The organism is Actinacidiphila glaucinigra, from assembly GCF_900188405.1.
GTDB lineage: Bacteria > Actinomycetota > Actinomycetes > Streptomycetales > Streptomycetaceae > Actinacidiphila > Actinacidiphila glaucinigra.
Window position 1 is genome coordinate 127,516 of record NZ_FZOF01000023.1, and the last position, 15,254, is coordinate 142,769.

General features: G+C 73.5%; 14 protein-coding genes. 2 read left to right on the forward strand and 12 right to left on the reverse strand.

The window, feature by feature from the left end; all coding sequences use genetic code 11:
• Positions 1–3: 3 nt before the first annotated feature.
• From CHF15_RS32795 to pdhA, 6 genes are read right to left on the reverse strand one after another with little or no spacing between them, the layout of a single operon-like run.
• Positions 4–1,074, reverse strand: a complete 1,071-nt coding sequence (locus CHF15_RS32795) for a potassium channel family protein (protein ID WP_089227536.1) — start codon at positions 1,072–1,074, stop codon at positions 4–6.
• Complete coding sequence (locus CHF15_RS32800) at positions 1,071–2,444, reverse strand: molybdopterin molybdotransferase MoeA (RefSeq protein ID WP_089227537.1); 1,374 nt, start codon at positions 2,442–2,444, stop codon at positions 1,071–1,073. Before CHF15_RS32800 ends, CHF15_RS32795 begins: the two co-directional genes overlap by 4 nt.
• On the reverse strand, positions 2,441–3,355 hold the full coding sequence (locus CHF15_RS32805) for an NTP transferase domain-containing protein (protein WP_089227538.1): 915 nt from the start codon (positions 3,353–3,355) through the stop codon (positions 2,441–2,443). Before CHF15_RS32805 ends, CHF15_RS32800 begins: the two co-directional genes overlap by 4 nt.
• A 28-nt stretch (positions 3,356–3,383) precedes the next feature.
• Positions 3,384–4,721: a dihydrolipoamide acetyltransferase family protein gene (locus CHF15_RS32810; protein ID WP_089227539.1), complete on the reverse strand. Its 1,338-nt coding sequence runs from the start codon at positions 4,719–4,721 to the stop codon at positions 3,384–3,386.
• Complete coding sequence (locus CHF15_RS32815) at positions 4,721–5,746, reverse strand: alpha-ketoacid dehydrogenase subunit beta (protein WP_089227540.1); 1,026 nt, start codon at positions 5,744–5,746, stop codon at positions 4,721–4,723. The genes CHF15_RS32810 and CHF15_RS32815 overlap by 1 nt, the downstream gene beginning before the upstream one ends.
• A complete protein-coding gene (pdhA, locus tag CHF15_RS32820) occupies positions 5,743–6,843 on the reverse strand; it encodes a pyruvate dehydrogenase (acetyl-transferring) E1 component subunit alpha (protein ID WP_089227541.1) in 1,101 nt (366 codons plus the stop codon). The genes CHF15_RS32815 and pdhA overlap by 4 nt, the downstream gene beginning before the upstream one ends.
• A 149-nt stretch (positions 6,844–6,992) precedes the next feature.
• Between pdhA and CHF15_RS32825 the strand changes: the two genes are divergently transcribed.
• Positions 6,993–7,535 (forward strand): Lrp/AsnC family transcriptional regulator, encoded by a 543-nt coding sequence (locus tag CHF15_RS32825; protein WP_089227542.1) that lies wholly within the window; start codon positions 6,993–6,995, stop codon positions 7,533–7,535.
• Between the two features lie 41 nt (positions 7,536–7,576).
• On the opposite strand, the gene CHF15_RS32830 is transcribed toward CHF15_RS32825, so the two are convergent.
• The 3 genes from CHF15_RS32830 to CHF15_RS32840 are packed head-to-tail and all read right to left on the reverse strand — an operon-like array spanning position 7,577 to position 10,479.
• Positions 7,577–8,305: an alpha/beta hydrolase family protein gene (locus CHF15_RS32830; RefSeq protein ID WP_089227543.1), complete on the reverse strand. Its 729-nt coding sequence runs from the start codon at positions 8,303–8,305 to the stop codon at positions 7,577–7,579.
• 33 nt (positions 8,306–8,338) lie between these two features.
• Positions 8,339–8,956, reverse strand: coding sequence for a TetR/AcrR family transcriptional regulator (locus CHF15_RS32835; RefSeq protein ID WP_089227544.1), 618 nt, complete (start codon positions 8,954–8,956; stop codon positions 8,339–8,341).
• 2 nt (positions 8,957–8,958) lie between these two features.
• A complete protein-coding gene (locus tag CHF15_RS32840) occupies positions 8,959–10,479 on the reverse strand; it encodes a 3-hydroxyacyl-CoA dehydrogenase (protein WP_089227545.1) in 1,521 nt (506 codons plus the stop codon).
• 132 nt (positions 10,480–10,611) lie between these two features.
• On the opposite strand from CHF15_RS32840, the gene paaN reads away from it, so the two are divergent.
• Positions 10,612–12,288 carry a phenylacetic acid degradation protein PaaN gene (gene paaN / locus CHF15_RS32845; RefSeq protein ID WP_089227546.1) on the forward strand — a complete coding sequence of 559 codons (1,677 nt, stop codon included), beginning with the start codon at positions 10,612–10,614 and terminating at the stop codon, positions 12,286–12,288.
• Positions 12,289–12,333: 45 nt separating this feature from the next.
• On the opposite strand, the gene CHF15_RS32850 is transcribed toward paaN, so the two are convergent.
• Genes CHF15_RS32850 through CHF15_RS32860 form a run of 3 tightly spaced genes read right to left on the reverse strand, consistent with a single transcriptional unit; the run spans position 12,334 to position 15,148 of the window.
• Positions 12,334–13,014 (reverse strand): TrmH family RNA methyltransferase, encoded by a 681-nt coding sequence (locus CHF15_RS32850; RefSeq protein WP_089227547.1) that lies wholly within the window; start codon positions 13,012–13,014, stop codon positions 12,334–12,336.
• Positions 13,011–14,468, reverse strand: a complete 1,458-nt coding sequence (locus tag CHF15_RS32855; protein WP_089227548.1) for an HTTM domain-containing protein — start codon at positions 14,466–14,468, stop codon at positions 13,011–13,013. The genes CHF15_RS32850 and CHF15_RS32855 overlap by 4 nt, the downstream gene beginning before the upstream one ends.
• Complete coding sequence (locus CHF15_RS32860; protein ID WP_089227549.1) at positions 14,465–15,148, reverse strand: DUF5819 family protein; 684 nt, start codon at positions 15,146–15,148, stop codon at positions 14,465–14,467. The genes CHF15_RS32855 and CHF15_RS32860 overlap by 4 nt, the downstream gene beginning before the upstream one ends.
• Positions 15,149–15,254: the final 106 nt, after the last annotated feature.

Here is a 15,254-nt window from a genome sequence, read left to right on the forward strand (position 1 = left end):
ACGCTACCCCTGCGGGACGTGCGACGGGTCGTCCTGACTCGTCCTGTGGATGACGATGAGCCGATCGGTCAACTGCAGGGGGCTCGCCTCGGGGTTGTCGTGGTCGAGCAGCCGGTGGCCGCGCTTGACGACCACCACCAGGTCACCGACCTCGCGCGGGTCGAGCCCGGCCTCCGCCTTGGTGACAGGGCGCTCGATCAGGTCCAGTCCGCTGCCGTAACTGATCAGCTCCTCCATCACCTCGCCGGCGCTCGGGCTGAGCATCGACATCCCCAGCAGCCGGCCCGCCGCGCCGGAGCTGGTCACGACGGCGTTGGCGCCCGACTGGCGCAGCAGCGGAGCGTTCTCCTCCTCGCGCACAGACGCGACGATGTTGATCCGCTTGTTCAGCTGGCGGGCCGTGAGCGCCACCAGGACGGCGGTGTCGTCCCGTTGCGCGGCGATGATCAGCTCCTTGGCCCGCTGGATCTCCGCCCGCAGGAGGACGTCGTTGCGGGTCGCGTCGCCGGTGACGCCCGCGAAGCCCGCGGAGACCGCGGACTCCACCGCCTTGGGGTCGGGGTCGACCACCACGATCCGCTGGGCCGGCACACCGTGCCCGGTCAGCGTCCGGGCCGCCGAACGGCCCTTGGTGCCGTATCCGACGATGACGGTGTGGTCGCGCACGGCGGACCTCCAGCGCTGCTGCCGGTACTGCTCGCGGGTGCGCTCGGTGAGCACTTCGAGAGTGGTGCCGACGAGGATGATCAGGAAGAGCACGCGCAGCGGCGTCACCAGGAGCACATTGGTCAGCCGGGCGCTCGCGCTGTACGGGACGACGTCGCCGTAGCCCGTGGTGGAGAGGGTGACGGTGGCGTAGTAGACGCAGTCCAGCAGCGACATCGAACCGCCGGCGTTGTCGTGGTAGCCGGCGCGGTCGATGTACACGATCAGCACGGTCAGCGCCATGACCAGCAGGGCCAGCACGAGCCGCCGGACCACCTGGCGCAGGGGCCCGACGGCGTTCTTGTGGGGCAGGTGCACGATGTCGGCGCCCGCCCGTGCGGTGCCGCGGCCGCGGCCGGTGTCTCTCACAGCCGCCCCCAGCCCGTCTCCAGGACGGCCGTCCGGTCGCCCTTCACCGCGCCGCCGGGCGGGACGACGGCCATGCCGTCGGCCGCCGCGATGCCGCGGAGCATGGCCGGGCCGCTGAAGTGCAGCGGGGCCGCCTGCGACTCCTCGTCGAGGACCACCGGCACCAGGCGGGTGTCGGTGGGGTGGCCGTGCACGTCACCGGTGAGCCGGGCCTCGTACGCCACCGGGGCCGGTCGGCCCGCGAGCGCGCGCAGCAGGGGAACGGCGAGGGTCAGCACCCCGGAGACGGCCGCCAGCGGATTCCCCGGCAGGCCCACCAGCCGTCCGCCGCCCGGCAGTTCGGCCAGCAGCATGGGGTGCCCGGGGCGGACCGCGACGCCGTCGACGAGCAACCGCGCGCCGATGCGCTCCAGTACGGGGTGGACGAAGTCCACCGGGCCGCCCGCGGTGCCGCCCGTGGTGACGACGAGATCGGCGGTGGACGCGGTGACGGCGTCCTGCAGCAGGCAGGCGTCGTCCTTCAGCCTCCGGGCGCTGACCGTGCCGGCGCCGAGCGCGGTGAGCCAGCCGGGCAGCAGCGGGCCGAGCGCGTCCCGCACCCGGCCGGCGCCGGGCGCGCCGGCGTCCAGCAACTCGTCGCCCAGGACGAGGACCTCCACCGACGGCCGTGCGGTGACGGTCAGTTCGTCGTACCCGGCCGCCGCGGCCAGGCCGAGCACCGCGGGCGTGACCAGCGCGCCGGCCGCCAGCAACTCGTCGCCGCCGCGGCACTCCTGGCCGCGGGGCCGCACGTCCTGCCCCGGCCCGGGGCCGCCCCGCGTGGCGTGCAGCAGCCCGTCCGCGGTGATCCGCCCGTGCTCCCGGCGCAGCACCGCGGTCGCGCCGGGGGGCAGCGCGGCGCCGGTCGCGATGACGGTGGCGTGGCCGTCGAGCAGCGCGGTCGTGGACCGCTGCCCGGCCAGGACGCTGCCTTCCGTGCGCCACGGGCCGGGGCCCGCGACGGCCCAGCCGTCCATCGCGGAGGTGTCGAAGGAGGGCAGGTCCGTGAGCGCGGTCAGCGGCTCGGCCAGCGCGTGTCCCAGCGCCGCGTCGAGCGGCAGCGCCAGCCGTCCCAGCGGCCCCGCGGCGGATCCGGCGATGCGCCGAGCCCGCGGCCACGGCAGGTCGTGGCGACCGCTGTGGGAGGCGCCGTGGGGGTGGGGGAGGGGCGGCGGGGCGCCGTCGGGGCCGCCGCCGGAAGGTGGCTGTACGGGGCCGTGCCGGCCGACGGCCCGCCCGTTGGCCAGGGCGAGCGCCGCGTCCAGCTCGTCGTCGACGGCGTCCCCGGCACCGGTGTCGCGGGCACCGCCCGCCGCACCCGGCAGGTTCATGCGCCCGGGTCCCCGCTCTCCGCTTCCTTCGCCCACCGCTCGGCCAGCGCGGCGGCACGCCGGGCGGCCTCCGCGACGGCCTGCTCGCCGCCGCCCGCCGTGGCCGCCGCGTAGCCCACCAGGAAGGTGGTCAGCGGTGCGGCGGGGCGGTCGACACCGTGCGCGGCGTCCCGGGCGAGATCGAGGAGCATACGGATGTCGACGTCGAGGTCGATGCCGAGTTCGGACTTGGCTGCGGTGATCCATTCATCCAACACGCCCCCATGCTCCCTGATACGGGCCCGGGCTGTGGAGAGGTCGTCCCAGGTGTCGCAGTCGAAGGAGGCCTGCCCGGTGGGGTCGGGCAGCCTCCGCAGGGCCAGTTCACCGGTGAGCAGACGCAACGGCAGCCCGGTGAGGGTCCCGTGCTCGGCGGCGATCAGCGCCAGGTGGTGGCGCAGTGCCTCCGTGCGGTAGGCGGCCGCCAGCGTCTGGTCGCGGCCGTCGGGATCGGTGAGCACGACCCCGTCGTCGCCCTCCGCGCCGCCGCGCAGCTCGGTGAGCAGGGCGTCCGCCGTGGCACGGGAGAGGAACGGCAGATCGGCGGCGAGCACCAGCACCACGTCCGCGGTGACCGGGCGCAGCCCGGCGGCGAGCGCGGGCAGCGGGCCCCCGCCCGGCGGTTCCTCGCGGGCCCAGGCCACCGGGCGGACAGTGGCGCGGCGCGGGCCGACGACCACCGTGGTGGCCGCGCCCGCGCACGCGTCCAGGACACGGTCGATCAGCGCGCGACCGGCGACGGGCAGTCCCGGCTTGTCGGCCCCGCCGAGGCGCCTGGCGGCGCCGCCGGCGAGGACGACCGCGTCGTAGGGCTGCTCGTACGGTGAAGGCAGCGATGGGTGGTCCCGCGGCTCACGCGGCTCCGGAGTCATGCCCGGAGTATCGCCCACCGTGACGTGTTCACACCGCCCGGAGCAGCACCGCCGGCTGTTCCACGCAGTCCGCGACGAAGCGGAGGAAGCCGCCCGCCGTGCCGCCGTCGCACACCCGGTGGTCGAAGGTGAACGACAACTGGACCACCTGGCGCACCGCCAGTTCGCCCCGGTGCACCCACGGCTTGGGGGTGATCCGGCCGACGCCGAGCATCGCGGCCTCGGGGTGGTTGATGATCGGCGTGGAGCCGTCGACACCGAACACGCCGTAGTTGTTGAGCGTGAAGGTGCCGCCGGTCAGCTGGGCCGGGGTCAGTGCGCCGGAGCGGGCCGCCTCGGTGAGCCGGCCGATCTCCGCCGACAGCTCCTCCGTGCTGCGCCGGTGGGCGTCCCGCACGACCGGCACCACCAGACCGCGTTCGGTCTGCGCCGCGAAGCCGATGTGCACCTCCGGCAGCACGACGATCTCGCCGCGCCCGGTGTCCACCGTGGAGTTGAGCTCCGGGTAGCGGGCGAGGGCCGCCGCGCAGATCCGCGCGAACAGCGCGAGGACGGAGACCTTGGGACCGCCCGCGGCGTTCATCGCCGCCCGTGCCGCGAGCAGTTCCGTCGCGTCGGCGTCCACCCAGCAGGTGGCGTCGGGGATCTCCCGCCGGCTGCGGCCGAGCTTCTCTGCCACGGCCCCGCGAATGCCGCGCAGCGGGATGCGGGTGCCCTCGGCGGGGGCCGCGGGCGCCGCGGGGGCGGCGGGGGCGGCCGCGGTGACCGGCGCCGTGGAGACGGCGGTGATGGCCCGTTCCACGTCGGAGCGCAGGATCAGACCGTCGGGACCGGAACCCGTCAGCACGCGCAGGTCGAGCCCGTGCTCACGGGCCCTGCGCCGCACCAGCGGGGAGATGACGGCCACGGGACCCTCGTGCCGGACCGGCACGGCGGCCACCGGAGCGGCAGCAGCCACCGGGGCCGGAGCGGCCGCTGGGGCACCCGGCGCCGGACGCACCCGGCGGCGGCGGGCCGCGGGGCCGCTGGTCCCGTAACCGACCAGCACGTTGCCGGACCCGGAGTCGCCGTCGGCCGGGGCGGCCGGGACGGTGGCGGCGGTGGGCGTCTGCCCGTCGGGGGAGCCGACCGCGACGGTCAGCAGCGGCCGCCCGACGTCGAGGGTCTGGCCCTCCTCGCCGAAGCGCGCGGTGACCACGCCGCCGTAGGGGCAGGGCACCTCGACCACGGCCTTGGCCGTCTCGACCTCGACGACCGGCTGGTCGATGGCGACGACGTCGCCGACCTGCACCATCCAGCGCACGATCTCGGCCTCGGTCAGTCCCTCACCCAGGTCGGGGAGGGCGAACTCGCGGACGACGGCCATCACGCCTCCTCCCACTGCAGGCGCCCGACCGCATCGAGGATGCGGTCGACACCGGGCAGGTGGTGCCGCTCCAGCATCGGCGGCGGGTAGGGGATGTCGAAGCCGGCGACCCGCAGGACCGGAGCCTCCAGGTGGTGGAAGCAGCGCTCGGTGACCCGGGCGGCGATCTCGGCGCCGACGCCCCCGAAGCCGGAGGCCTCGTGGACGACGACCGCGCGGCCGGTGCGGCGCACCGAGGCACTGACCGTCTCGTCGTCGAAGGGCACCAGGCTGCGCAGGTCGACGACCTCCAGGTCCCAGCCCTCCTGCACGGCGGCCTCGGCCGCCTCCAGGCAGACCGGGAGCGACGGGCCGTACGTGATGAGGGTGGCGGAGCGGCCGGTGCGGCGGACGACGGCCCTTCCGATGGGGGCCACCTCCTCCGGCGCGTCCGCCGACCAGTCGGCCTTGGACCAATACAGCCGCTTCGGCTCGAGGAAGATCACCGGGTCGTCGGAGGCGATCGAGGCCCTCAGCAGCCCGTAGGCGTCCGCCACCGTGGCGGGGGTGACGACGTGGAGACCGGGGGTGTGCGTGTAGTACGCCTCGGACGCGTCGCTGTGGTGCTCGACACCGCCGATGCCGCCGCCGTAGGGCACGCGGATGGTGATGGGCAGCGGCATGGCGCCGCGCGTGCGGTTGCGCATCTTGGCGACGTGGCTGACCAGCTGCTCGAACGCCGGGTAGGCGAAGGCGTCGAACTGCATCTCGACCACGGGGCGCATGCCGTACATCGCCATGCCCACGGCCGTGCCGAGGATGCCGGCCTCGGCGAGCGGGGTGTCGGTGCAGCGGCTGTCGCCGAACTCCTTGGCGAGGCCGTCGGTGATCCGGAAGACACCGCCGAGGGTGCCGATGTCCTCGCCGAAGAGGTGGACGGACGGGTCCTCGGCGAGGGAGTCGCGCAGCGCGCGGTTGAGCGCCTGGGCCATGGTGGCCGGCTTGCGTCCGGCGGCCACGGGGGTCGCGGTGGTGGCGGTGCTCATGACTGTGCCTCGGCCTCCAGCTCGGCCCTCAGCATCGCGGCCTGCTCGCGCAGCTGCGGGGTGGGCTCGGCGTAGACGTGTGCGAACAGGTCCATCGGGTCGAGGACGGCGTCCTCGTTCATCCGCTCGCGCAGCGCGGCGGCCATCCGCTCCGCATCCTGCTCGGTGTCGCGGACCATCGCGTCGTCGAGGAGGTCGCGCTCGCGCATCGCGCGCTCGAGCACGGCGATCGGGTCGTGCTCGCGCCAGGCCTCGACCTCGGCGTCCTCCCGGTAGCGGGTGGCGTCGTCGGCGTTGGTGTGGGCGTCCATGCGGTAGGTGATCGCCTCCACCAGGGTCGGCCCGCCGCCTTCGCGGGCGCGGGCCACGGCCTCGGTGAGCACGGCGTGGACGGCCGCGATGTCGTTGCCGTCGACGAGCCGGCCGGGGATCCCGTAGCCGACGGCCTTGTGGGCCAGCGACGGGGCGGCGGTCTGCTTGGCGAGCGGCACCGAGATGGCGAAGCCGTTGTTCTGCACGAGGAAGACGACGGGGGAGCGCCACACGGCGGCGAAGTTCAGCGCCTCGTGGAAGTCGCCCTCGCTGGTGCCTCCGTCGCCGACCATGGCGAGCGCCACCACGTCGTCGCCCTTGAGCCTGGCGGCGTGCGCGAGGCCCACGGCGTGCGGCAGCTGGGTGGCCAGCGGTGTGCTGAGCGGGGCGACCCGGTGCTCGCGCGGGTCGTAACCGGTGTGCCAGTCGCCGCGCAGCAGCGTCAGCGCCTCGACGGGGTCGACGCCGCGGGCGACGGCGGCGAGGGTGTCGCGATAGCTGGGGAACAGCCAGTCCCGGGGCTCGAGGGCGAGCGCCGCGGCGACCTCGCACGCCTCCTGGCCGGTGCTGGAGGGGTAGACGGCGAGCCTGCCCTGCTTGGTGAGCGCGGTGGCCTGCCGGTTGTAGCGGCGGCCGCGCACCAGCTGTCCGTACATCGTGGTCAGCAGTCCGGCGTCGAGCGCACCTGCTTCGGGGGTGCCGAGCAGTCGGTACGGCTCAGGGTCGGGCAGCAGCGGCGCCGGGTCGGTGCGGGGTTGCCAGACGTGCTGGTCCAGGACGGTCATCGCGAGCACCTCCTCGTGGGCGTGTTCGATCGGTGGAGCGGGTATCGCTCCCCTACCGATTGTTCGGTCGCCGGAGGCATTTTGGCTACAGGTGTGTCCCGCCTGTGGACAAACGGTTCTCCACACCCTGAGATGGAGCCAGTACGTCCATGCTAGGGAGGCTCGGGGGCGTGACGGATTCCCAAATTTCTCGGGGCGGCGCCCCGGGACCGCAGGCAGCGGCACCGGAGACCGGTCCGGCGGCGGTGCGTCCGCTGGACGCCATCGACCGCGCGATCCTGCGCTACCTGCAGGAGGACGGCCGGGCGTCCATACGGTCGGTGGCGGAGCACGTCCACGTGTCCCGCGCCAACGCCTACGCCCGGATCAACCGCCTCATCGAGGACGGGGTCATCCGCGGCTTCACGGCCCGGGTCGACCATGAACGCGCGGGTCACGGCGCGTCCGCGTACATCACCCTGAAGATCGTGCAGAACTCCTGGCGCACCGTGCGGGAGAAGCTGCTGGAGCTGCCCGGGGTGGCGCACATCGCCCTGGTGAGCGGGGACTTCGACGTGCTGCTGCTCGTCCACACCCCCGACAACCGCAGCCTGCGGGAGCTGGTGCTGACCCGTATCCAGGCGGTGCCGGAGGTGCTCAGCAGCCGCACGCTGCTGGTCTTCGAGGAGACCGACCGGGTGCTGACCGACTGACGCCGGCCCGCCCGCGGGCGCCCCGTCCGCACACCCCCCGGCTATCCGGCGTACTTCTTCAGGAAGGCCGTCACGGTGGCCCAATTGGGGTCGTAGCCGAGCATGCTCACGCCGTGCTGGGGTCCGCCGACGATCTCGAGCCGGTTCTCGGCCGCCTTCTTCGTGGCCTTGCTCAGGGCCTCGGTCGACTCCGCGAACGCGGTGTCGCCCGCCGCCGCCATGTAGAGCACGGGCACGGTCAGCCGGGGCACCGCGGAGCTCGCGTCCATCGTCCCGTAGGTCTCGGGCGCGGAGAGCGAGACCACGGCGTCGACCGGCGGGTCGACCGACGCGGCACCCTCCAGCACGGCCGTACCGCCCTTGGAGGCGCCCATCAGCAGCACGTGCCGCACGCCCTTGGCGCGCAGGAACGCCACCCCGCCCACGACCTCGGGCACCTCGCTGCCGTTGGAGTCGACGACCAGGACGCGGTAGCCGTCCTTCACCAGGAGGTCGGCCTGCGGCATCCACTGGCACATGTCGCCGTCCGCCTGGTGCATCAGCAGGACGGCCGTGTCGCCCTTGCCGCCGAACCAGGCGTCCACGGGGTTGGCGCCGCTGTCGTCGTAGCCGACGGATCCGGCCTTCGCCTGCGCGGCCGTCAGGCAGCCGAAGTCCTCCGGCGGTGTGGCGTCTGCGGCCTGCCCGCCGCCGTCACCGCCTCCGCATCCGGCGAGCAGCAGGACGGCCGCCGAGGCGGCGCACAGACGGACACGCAAGGTGAGTGGCATGACCCCGAGCGTGAAGGTTGGTCTGGACCAGCGTCAAGAGACGCGCAGCCCGTCGAAGGCCAGCCGCACGACGGCGTCCACGACCGCGGCGTCGTCGTGCTCACGGGTACCGGCCGCGTGCGGCTGGTACCACTCGACTATGGAATTGATCATTCCGAAGAGCAGCCTGGTCGCAAGCCTGGGCTCCACGTCACCTCGCAGGTCCCCCTCCGCGACGGCCGACTTCAGCAGGTCGGCGACCCGGTGGTCGAACTCCCTGCGGCGCTCCATGGCGGCCCGCTCGGTCGTGGTGTTGCCGCGCACCCGCAGCAGCAGCGTGACGTAGGGCAGCTCCGCCATCAGCACCTCGGTGGTGCGGCGCGTGACGTACTCCAGCCGCTCCACGGCCCGCCCGCCACTCGCCCCGGGCTCCACCAGGATGCCGAAGAGCCCGTCCAGGGCACGGCCGACGGCACGCTCCAGGAGCTCCTCCTTGCCCCGCACATGGTGGTAGATCGAGGACTTGGAGATACCGGCGGCCCGCGACAGGTGCTCCATGGACGTGCCGTCGTAGCCGCGCTCGATGAAGACCGCCACGGCCACGGCCAGCAGCGAGTCCGGGGTGTACGTGTCCCTCTTGGGGGCGGAGCTGTCGCGCTGTGCCATGGTCATGATTAGAGCAGTCTCCCCTCGGCCGCCGCGCGGCGGTTCAGCGGACGGGACGGCGCGTAGCGCCCGCCGGGGTACGCCTGGTGCAGGTTGCGCAGCACCTCGCGCACCCACTCGAAGCCCAGTTCGTCGCCCCAGGCCAGCGGACCGCGCGGGTAGTTCACGCCCAGCCGCATCGCGGAGTCGACGTCCTCCGCCGAGGCCACGCCGCGGGCGACGGCGTCGGTGGCGAAGTCCACCAGCATCGCCACGGTCCGGGCGACGATCATGCCCGGGACGTCCTCGATGACGCTGACCTTCTTGCCCAGTGCCTGGAACAGTCCGATCGCCGCCTGCACGGTCTCCGGGCGCGCGGAGTCCGACGGCGCGAGGGCGACCCGGGTGGCCACTCGGTAGTCCAGCGCGAGGTCGAACTGCACATAGTCGACGGCCGGACCCGTGGTGGCCGGTCCGCCGTCCGCCAGGTAGAGCCGGCCGCCGCCGGGGAGCTCGATGAACCCGTCGTCCGGGTCGGCGACCTCGCCGTCCAGCACCTCGATGCCCGCCTCGGCGATCAGCCGGGGCAGCACCGCGGCCGGGCCGCGGCCGCCCATGCACACGGTGACCTCGGCGGGCGGCTTCTCCGGCCCGGCGGTGTGCGGGGCCGGAGCGGCCGCGCCCTCGGCGTGGTCGTACCAGCCGTGCCCGCTCTTGCGGCCGAGCCGCCCGGACTCCACCAGCCGCCGCTGGGCGAGCGAGGGGGTGAACCTGGGGTCCTGGAAGAAGGAGTCCCACACCGAGCGGGTGACGGCCTCGTTGACGTCCTGGCCGATGAGATCGGTGAGCTCGAAGGGGCCCATCCGGAAGCCGCCGCTCTCCCGCAGCACCGCGTCGATGGTGGCGGGGTCGGCGACCCGTTCCTCGTGGAGCCGGAAGGCCTCGGCGTAGAAGGGACGCGCGACCCGGTTGACGATGAAGCCGGGGGTGTCGGTGCAGCGCACCGGCGTCTTGCCCCAGGTGGCGGCAGTGTCGTACGCGGTCCTGGCGGCCGCCTCGTCGGTCGCGGCGCCGGAGACCACCTCGACCAGCGGCAGCAGCGGGGCGGGGTTGAAGAAGTGCAGGCCGACGAAGCGCCCCGGAAGACGCAGCGCGCCGCCCACGGCGGTCACCGACAGGGAGGAGGTGTTGGTGGCGAGCAGGCAGTCCTCGGGGACCACCGACTCCAGCGCCGTGAAGAGCTGCTGCTTGGCACCCAGGTCCTCCAGGATCGCCTCGACGACGAGCGACACGCCCGCCAGTTCCTCGATCTCCCGGACGGCCGAGAGCCGCCCGCGGGCCGCGTCGCGCTCGTCGGCGGACAGCCGGCCCTTCTCCACCAGCCGGTCCAGCCGGTCCCCTATGGCCCGCTCGGCCTGCTCGGCCCGGCCCGGCCCCGCGTCGTAGAGGCGCACGGGATGCCCCGCCACCAGTGCGACCTGGGCGATCCCCTGGCCCATCGTCCCCGTGCCCACCACCGCGACCGTGCTGGATCGGTCAAGAGCGCTCATCGCCGCCACTGCTCCTCGCCGGTTGTCCACAGCTTCGGTCGGCCCCCCTTGTCCCGACCGAACATTCGGTTAATCTAGCGGTGAAGCCAGCACCCTGCCCACCCCAATCCAGCTCGACGAGGAGTTGGCCCCATGGCTGCCGATCTCACCGCTGTCCCGTCGGTCGAAGCGCACCGCGAGACGCTCGACAAGGCGCTCGAGGCGATCCGTACCCGCGAGTACTGGTCCCCGTACCCCGAGCACCCGAAGGCATACGCGGACGGCGAGACCGCCCAGGCCGCGTTCGACGCCCTGCGCGGCACCCGCTTCGACCTGGACCAGCCCGGTACCGACGGCTGGACCGGCGGCGAGGTGTCCCCCTACGGCATCGACCTGGGCGTGGAGTACCCGCACCCGGACGTCGACGTGCTCCTCCCCGCGATGAAGGCCGCGATGCCCGCCTGGCGCGAGGCCGGCCCGGAGAACCGGGCCCTGGTCTGCCTGGAGATCCTGGCCCGGATCAACGCGCGCACCACGGAGATGGCCCACGCGGTCATGCACACCTCCGGCCAGGCCTTCATGATGGCCTTCCAGGCCGGCGGCCCCCACGCGCAGGACCGCGGCCTCGAGGCCGTCGCGTACGCGTACGTGGAGCAGGTGCGCACCCCCGGCACGGCCGAGTGGGTCAAGCCGCAGGGCAAGCGCGACCCGCTGAGCCTGCGCAAGGACTTCACCGCGGTGCCGCGCGGCGTCGCGCTCGTGATCGGCTGCAACACCTTCCCCACCTGGAACGGGTACCCGGGCCTCTTCGCCTCCCTGGCCACCGGCAACGCCGTGGTGGTCAAGCCGCACCCGCGGGCGGTGCTCCCGCTTGCGCTGACGGTCGCGATCGCCCGCGAGGTGCTCGCCGAGACCGGCTTCGACCCGAACCTGGTCTGCCTGGCCGCCGAGCGTCCCGGCGAGGGCCTGGCCAAGACCCTGGCGCTGCGCCCCGAGGTCCGCGTCATCGACTACACCGGCTCCACCGCCTTCGGCGACTGGCTGGAGGAGAACGCCCGCCAGGCCCAGGTCTTCACCGAGAAGGCAGGCGTCAACACCGTCGTCGTCGACTCCACGGACGACTACAAGGGCATGCTGTCCAACCTGGCCTTCTCCCTGTCCCTGTACAGCGGCCAGATGTGCACCACCCCGCAGAACCTGCTGATCCCGCGCGACGGCATCGCCACCGACGACGGCCACAAGGGCTTCGATGAGGTGGTGGGCGATCTGTCGGCCGCCGTCGGCGGGTTGCTCGGCGACGACGCCCGGGCCAACGCCCTGCTGGGCGCCCTGGTCAACCCCGATGTGAAGGCCCGCCTGGAGGCGGCCGCCTCCCTCGGCGAGGTCGCCCTCGCCTCCCGCGAGGTCACGCACCCCGACTTCCCGGACGCCGTGGTCCGCACCCCGGTGATCGTGAAGCTGGACGGCGCCAAGCCGGACGACGAGGCCGCCTACATGTCGGAGTGCTTCGGCCCGGTCGCCTTCGCGGTCGCCATGGACTCCAGCAAGGACTCGGTCGACCTGCTGCGCCGCACCGTGCGGGAGAAGGGCGCCATGACGGTCGGCGCCTACACCACCTCCGGCGAGGTGGAGCGGCAGATCGAGGAGGTCTGCCTGGAGGAGGCCGCCCAGCTCTCCCTGAACCTGACCGGCGGGGTGTACGTCAACCAGACGGCCGCCTTCTCCGACTTCCACGGCTCCGGCGGCAACCCCGCCGCCAACGCGACCCTGTGCGACGGCGCCTTCGTCGCGAGCCGCTTCCGGGTCATCGAGGTCCGCCGCCAGGCCTGATCCGGCCCGCCCGCACCGCCGACAGCCCCGTCCGGAGCAGCCCTGTCACTCCGGACGGGGCTGCTCCGTCCCCACCCGCGCGTGGCGCTGGATCCAGGCGTGCATCGCGATGGCCGCCGCCGCGCCCGCGTTGATCGACCGCGTGGAGCCGAACTGGGCGATCGAGCAGACCGCCGCGGAGTGCTTCCACGCCTCGTCGGTCAGACCGGGCCCCTCCTGGCCGAAGAGCAGCACGCAGCGCCGGGGAAGCTCGGTGGTCTCCAGCGGCACCGCGCCGGGGAGGTTGTCGATCCCGATGATCGGCAGGTCCTCCGCGGCCGCCCACGCGGCCAGCGCCGCGACGTCCAGGTGGTGGCGCACATGCTGGTAGCGGTCGGTCACCATGGCGCCCCGCCGGTTCCAGCGGCGGCGCCCCACGATGTGCACCTCCTTGGCCAGGAAGGCGTTGGCGGTGCGCACCACGGAACCGATGTTGAAGTCGTGCTGCCAGTTCTCGACGGCGACGTGGAAGTCGTGGCGCCGGGTGTCGAGGTCGGCGACGATCGCCTCCCGCGTCCAGTAGCGGTACTCGTCCACCACGTTGCGGCGGTCGCCGTGCGCGAGCAGCCCGGGGTCGTAGCGCGGGTCCTCCGGCCAGGGTCGCGGATGCGGCCCGACCCCGATCTCGGGGCCGAAGCCGTCGTCGTACTGCAGCGGCTCGGCCGCGTCGTCCTGGCTGGTGCTCACACCACGAGGTTAGAGGGGGCGGGCTCGCCGTCCGGTCCCGGCCCTCGCGGCCCCGCGACCGCCCGCGCCGGCGCGTCCTTCGCCCTCTCCGCGTCGGCAGCGTCGCCCGGGTCGCCCGGGTCGCCCGCGTCGTCCGCCTCCCGCGGCCGGGCGTCCTCCGGCTCCCCGGCACTGCCCGCCGCCGCGTCGCGTCCCCCGCCGCGCCACACCAGGCGCGCCACGCGGTCGCCCGCCCAGCGCAGGAAACCGGTGGGCAGGAAGACCGCGTCGGCGGCGATCATCGCCAGCGAGAAGAACGGCAGTCCGAGGACGACCGCGATCGAGGCGTGCTCCACCATCATCAGCGCGAGCAGCACGTTCTTCACCCGGCGGTTGAAGAGGGTGAAGGGGAAGGCGACCTGGACGGCCACCGTGCCGTAGGTGATCACCAGGACCATCAGGCCGCTGGCGGCCATCGCGTGGGACAGCCCCGGCCAGGGGCTGAAGTCGTCCAGGTGAAGCGGGTAGTACAGCGCCGTGCCGTCCTGCCAGCGCGAGCCCTGGACCTTGTACCAGCCCGCCGTGGAGTAGATCAGGCACACCTCGACGACGATCACCAGCAGACCGGCGGCGTGCAGGATGTTGGCGAGGATGTCGAGCACCGTGCGCGGCTCGCCCGGCGCGTACCGCCGCACCGCCCACCACACGGCCTGGAGCAGCAGGAACCCCCACAGGAACGGCGTCCAGCCCAGCCAGGGCAGCAGACCGTCGGTCCAGGTCAGTCCGGTGCGGCCGAGCAGCTGCGCCACGGCCAGCACGAGCCCGAGGACGATCCACAGCGCGATCCCCGCGCCGTCGCCGTCCCGTCCCCTGGCCCGGCGGCGGGAGTCCAGCGACCAGACCCGCCCGCACCGGGTGACGACGAGGTAGATCGCCATCAGGTGGATCACGTTGTCGCCGCCGTCACCGACGAAGACGCTGCGGTTCTGCAGGGAGAGCACGCCGATCATGAACAGCAGCGAGGCCGTGCGGGTGCGCCAGCCGAGCAGCAGCATCACGCTCGCCAGGATCGCGCCCGTGTAGACGACCTCGAACCAGACGTCGGCCCTGCCCCACAGCAGCAGGGTGAAGGCGTGGTTGCCGGCGACGAGCCGGTCCGCCAGGTCCCAGCTCCAGGCGCCGTCCGGCCCGTAGAGCTCGTGGCGGTGCGGCCACTCGCGCAGCAGGAACAGCAGCCAGGTCAGCGAGATGCCGATGCGTACGACGGCGGCCTGGTAGCGCCCGACGGTGGTGCCGGTGATCCGGGCCAGGCCGCGCGACAGACCGCCCGCGGCGGAGTCGAGCGCTCCGGCGAAGGGGGACGGAACCGGGGCCTTGGCCGCCGGGCGGCCGGGGGCGGGAACCGGTTCGCGTGCTGCCCCGTTCGCCGCCCCCTGCGCCGCTTCGTGGGCGGCTTCGTTCAGTGCCTCGCTCACGACGCGTCCTCCCCGCCCTCGTCCTCGTCCACCTGGTCCGCCACGTCCGAGCTCCACCAGGGCAGCACCTGGAAGGTGGTGCGCGTGTCGGTCTTCTCGGGGCTCCAGGCGGGGGCCGCGACCGGTGTGGTGCCGCTGCGCACCTGCAGGCGGACGACGTCGCCGCCGTTGAGCCGGGGTCCGAACCGGTCCTCCACGATGCGCTGCAGGTACTGCCTGCTCAGCTCGCCGCGCACGCCGATGGGCTTGTCCTTCTCGCCGTGGGAGGCGGCGTAGAAGCTCCACGCCCGGCGCAGCTGGTTCTGCTCGGTGTGGCTGGGCGCGACGTTGTGCCTGATCGCGGCTATGTCCATGGCCGTGAGGTCGACCCAGCCGGTCACCTCGCTGCCGCCCTCGTCCTTGCGCACCTCGGCACGCGCCCAGACGTGGATGTTCTGCTGGAGCGGATTGGGCGCGAAGAGCTTCCAGTTCTGCTCGAACTCGGGGTAGATGTAGCTGCCGACCAGTTCGCCGTGCTTCTTGGTGGCGGTGTTCGACGGCGCGACGTGCAGGAAGACCATGAGCAGGTGCACCGCGACGCCGACCGCCGCCGCGGCCAGCGCCAGCGCGACCACGGTCCGCGCGGGTTGTGACAGCGTGCCTATCGCGGCCGGTCCCCCGGACTCCTCGGGTGGCTCCATCGTGGTCTCCGCTCCTGTTCCCCGTGCTCCGCTCAGCACGGAACGGTACTCATGCCCCACGCGTGCGGTACAGCCGTACCGGTCAGCACGGGCCACGGCCGGCCAC

Coding starts and splice junctions, on each gene's coding strand:
- CHF15_RS32800 (WP_089227537.1), bottom strand. CDS start 2,444: ATGAACCTGCCGGGTGCGGCGGGCGGTGCCCGCGACACCGGTGCCGGG.
- CHF15_RS32805 (WP_089227538.1), bottom strand. CDS start 3,355: ATGACTCCGGAGCCGCGTGAGCCGCGGGACCACCCATCGCTGCCTTCA.
- CHF15_RS32810 (WP_089227539.1), bottom strand. CDS start 4,721: ATGGCCGTCGTCCGCGAGTTCGCCCTCCCCGACCTGGGTGAGGGACTG.
- CHF15_RS32815 (WP_089227540.1), bottom strand. CDS start 5,746: ATGAGCACCGCCACCACCGCGACCCCCGTGGCCGCCGGACGCAAGCCG.
- pdhA (WP_089227541.1), bottom strand. CDS start 6,843: ATGACCGTCCTGGACCAGCACGTCTGGCAACCCCGCACCGACCCGGCG.
- CHF15_RS32825 (WP_089227542.1), top strand. CDS start 6,993: ATGCTAGGGAGGCTCGGGGGCGTGACGGATTCCCAAATTTCTCGGGGC.
- CHF15_RS32830 (WP_089227543.1), bottom strand. CDS start 8,305: ATGCCACTCACCTTGCGTGTCCGTCTGTGCGCCGCCTCGGCGGCCGTC.
- CHF15_RS32835 (WP_089227544.1), bottom strand. CDS start 8,956: ATGACCATGGCACAGCGCGACAGCTCCGCCCCCAAGAGGGACACGTAC.
- CHF15_RS32840 (WP_089227545.1), bottom strand. CDS start 10,479: ATGAGCGCTCTTGACCGATCCAGCACGGTCGCGGTGGTGGGCACGGGG.
- paaN (WP_089227546.1), top strand. CDS start 10,612: ATGGCTGCCGATCTCACCGCTGTCCCGTCGGTCGAAGCGCACCGCGAG.
- CHF15_RS32860 (WP_089227549.1), bottom strand. CDS start 15,148: ATGGAGCCACCCGAGGAGTCCGGGGGACCGGCCGCGATAGGCACGCTG.